Genomic DNA, 3,148 nt, shown 5'->3' on the forward strand with positions numbered 1-3,148 from the left:
CAGGTTACGAAACAAGAAGTAACAAAGAGCACACGGGGGATGCCTAGGGTCTCAGAGGCGACGAAGGACGCGATAAGCTGCGATAAGCTGGGGGGAGGGGCACATACCCGTTAATCCTCAGATTTCCGAATGGGGCAACCCCGCACATGGAAGATGTGTGAGCTGACTCGCTTGACGAGCAGTGGCAAACGCAGGGAACTGAAACATCTAAGTACCTGCAGGAAAAGAAAATAACAATGATTCCCCAAGTAGTGGCGAGCGAACGGGGAGGAGCCCAAACCGGGTTGGTTACGGCCAGTCCGGGGTTGTAGGACCACGACATCTGATTAAATCGAGTTAGCTGAACTGCTTGGGAAAGCAGGCCATAGACGGTGAGAGCCCGGTAAGCGACAATTCTGATTTACGGTAGTGGGATCCTGAGTAGGGCGGGGCCGGAGAAACCCCGTCTGAATCGAGCGGCACCATCCGCTAAGGCTACATACTCCTGAGACACCGATAGTGAACTAGTACCGTGAGGGAAAGGTGAAAAGAACCGGGAATACCGGAGTGAAAAGAACCTGAAACCGTGTGCTTACAAGCAGTTAGAGGCCTTTAGTGGGCTGATAGCGTGCCTTTTGCATAATGAGCCTACGAGTTACTCCTCCCCGGCAAGGTTAAGCGCTTTAAGGCGCGGAGCCGCAGCGAAAGCGAGTCTGAATAGGGCGCGCAGTCGGGGGGGGTAGACGCGAAACTTTGTGAGCTACCCTTGAGCAGGTTGAAGGTGCCGTAACAGGCACTGGAGGACCGAACCAGTTTCCGTTGAAAAGGATTTGGATGACTTGAGGGTAGGGGTGAAAGGCCAATCAAACTGAGAAATAGCTCGTACTCCCCGAAATGTATTGAGGTACAGCGTCGTGGTTGAGGTCATTGGAGGTAGAGCTACCAATAGGACTAGGGGGTGTCAGAGCCTACCGAATCCTGATGAACTCCGAATGCCAATGGCTATACACGGCAGTGAGGCCTGGGGTGCTAAGGTCCCCGGCCGAGAGGGAAAGAACCCAGACCAACAGCTAAGGTCCCTAAATCTAGATTAAGTTGAACAAAGGAGGTCCAGTTGCTTTGACAGCCAGGAGGTTGGCTTGGAAGCAGCCATTCCTTTAAAGAGTGCGTAACAGCTCACTGGTCGAGCGACCGGGCATCGATAATACGCGGGCATCAAATCTAGTACCGAAGCTTTGGATTTAGCTTGAAAAACAGCTAAGTGGTAGGGGAGCATTCTCCTTGCGGTGAAGCCGTGTCGTCAGGCATGGTGGAGCGTGGAGAAAAGCATATGTAGGCATGAGTAACGATAATGGGGGTGCGAAACCCCCACGCCGATAGACTAAGGTTTCCAATTCAACGCTAATCGGAATTGGGTTAGTCGGGACCTAAGGGGTAGCCGAAAGGTGAACTCGATGGACAGCAGGTTAATATTCCTGTACTAATGTTGACAAGTGATGCAGTGACGCAGAAGTGAAAGCACCGCGGGCGGACGGAAGTGCCCGTTGAAGGCCGTAGGTAGTGGGACCGTAGTTAAGTACGCGGACCTAGCCGAAAGCTGATAGTACCGTACGTCCTTCGGGACACGCGGATAGTGTGCCTAATCCGACTGCCAAGAAAACCTGCTAAGCGTTTTAATGTCAATATTACCCGTACCGCAAACCGACACAGGTAGTCAAGGAGAGTATCCTGAGGCGCTCGAGTGAATCACGGCCAAGGAACTCGGCAAAATGGACCTGTAACTTCGGGAGAAGGGTCGCTTCCTCGTTGCAAGACGAGAAGCCGCAGTGAAAAGGCCCAGGCGACTGTTTAACAAAAACACATGACTTTGCTAACGCGCAAGCGGACGTATAAGGTCTGACACCTGCCCGGTGCCGGAAGGTTAAGAGGGGAACTTAGTCGCAAGGCGAAGGTTTGAATCGAAGCCCCGGTAAACGGCGGCCGTAACTATAACGGTCCTAAGGTAGCGAAATTCCTTGTCGGGTAAGTTCCGACCTGCACGAATGGTGTAACGATCTGGGCGCTGTCTCAGCCGTGAGCTCGGTGAAATTGTAGTCTCGGTGAAGATGCCGAGTACCCGCCACGGGACGGAAAGACCCCGTGCACCTTTACTATAGGTTGCCATTGGTGTTGGGTTCAGTATGTGTAGCATAGGCGGGAGGCGCTGAGCCGGGGACGCTAGTTCTCGGGGAGCCGACGTTGAAATACCGCCCTTACTGTGCCTGATGCCTAATCCCGGAATCCCGGGAGACAGTGGCTGCTGGGTAGTTTGACTGGGGTGGTCGCCTCCAAAAGAGTATCGGAGGCTTTCAAAGGTCCGCTCAGTCCGCTTGGTAACCGGACGCAGAGCGCAATAGCAGAAGCGGGCTTGACTGTGAGGCCGACTAGCCGAGCAGGGTCGAAAGACGGATATAGTGATCCGGTGGTTCCGCATGGAAGGGCCATCGCTCAAAGGATAAAAGGTACGCCGGGGATAACAGGCTGATCTCCCCCAAGAGCTCATATCGACGGGGAGGTTTGGCACCTCGATGTCGGCTCGTCACGTCCTGGGGCTGGAGAAGGTCCCAAGGGTTCGGCTGTTCGCCGATTAAAGTGGCACGCGAGCTGGGTTCAGAACGTCGTGAGACAGTTCGGTCCCTATCTGTGGTGGGCGTTGGAAATTTGACAGGACCTGTCCTTAGTACGAGAGGACCGGGATGGACCAGCCGCTGGTGCGCCGGTTGTACCGCCAGGTGCAGCGCCGGGTAGCTACGCTGGGACGAGATAAGCGCTGAAAGCATCTAAGTGCGAAACTCACCTGGAGATGAGATTTCCCAATTGAAGGCCCGTCGGAGATGACGACGTGGATAGGCGGCAGGTGAAAAACCAGAAATGGAATAGCTGAGCCGTACTAAGTGGCCGAGGGCTTCTGTTAAGTCCGAAAGGACAGCGTCAAGCACGCACCATACGTTTCGTTTTTGTCCCCTTATGTCGAGTTATTGAGTTAGTTCACGAACACGAACTGACCCGCCAGCAATGGTGGCTTTAGCCCGGGTGTTCACCTCTTCCCATTCCGAACAGAGCCGTTAAGCCCCGGTGCGCCTATGGTACTGCCTTCACCGGTGGGAGAGTCGGTCGCCGCCAACCTTTT

The 3,148-nt window shown here is 54.3% G+C and carries 2 rRNA genes; both read left to right on the forward strand.

Going from position 1 to position 3,148, the window contains the following annotated elements:
• The first annotated feature begins 12 nt into the window (after positions 1 to 12).
• A 23S ribosomal RNA gene (locus tag ACYU70_RS22390) occupies positions 13 to 2,932 on the forward strand.
• A 100-nt stretch (positions 2,933 to 3,032) separates the two neighbouring features.
• A 5S ribosomal RNA gene (gene rrf / locus ACYU70_RS22395) occupies positions 3,033 to 3,144 on the forward strand.
• Positions 3,145 to 3,148 lie beyond the last annotated feature (4 nt).

This window comes from Hymenobacter segetis (genome assembly GCF_054776495.1).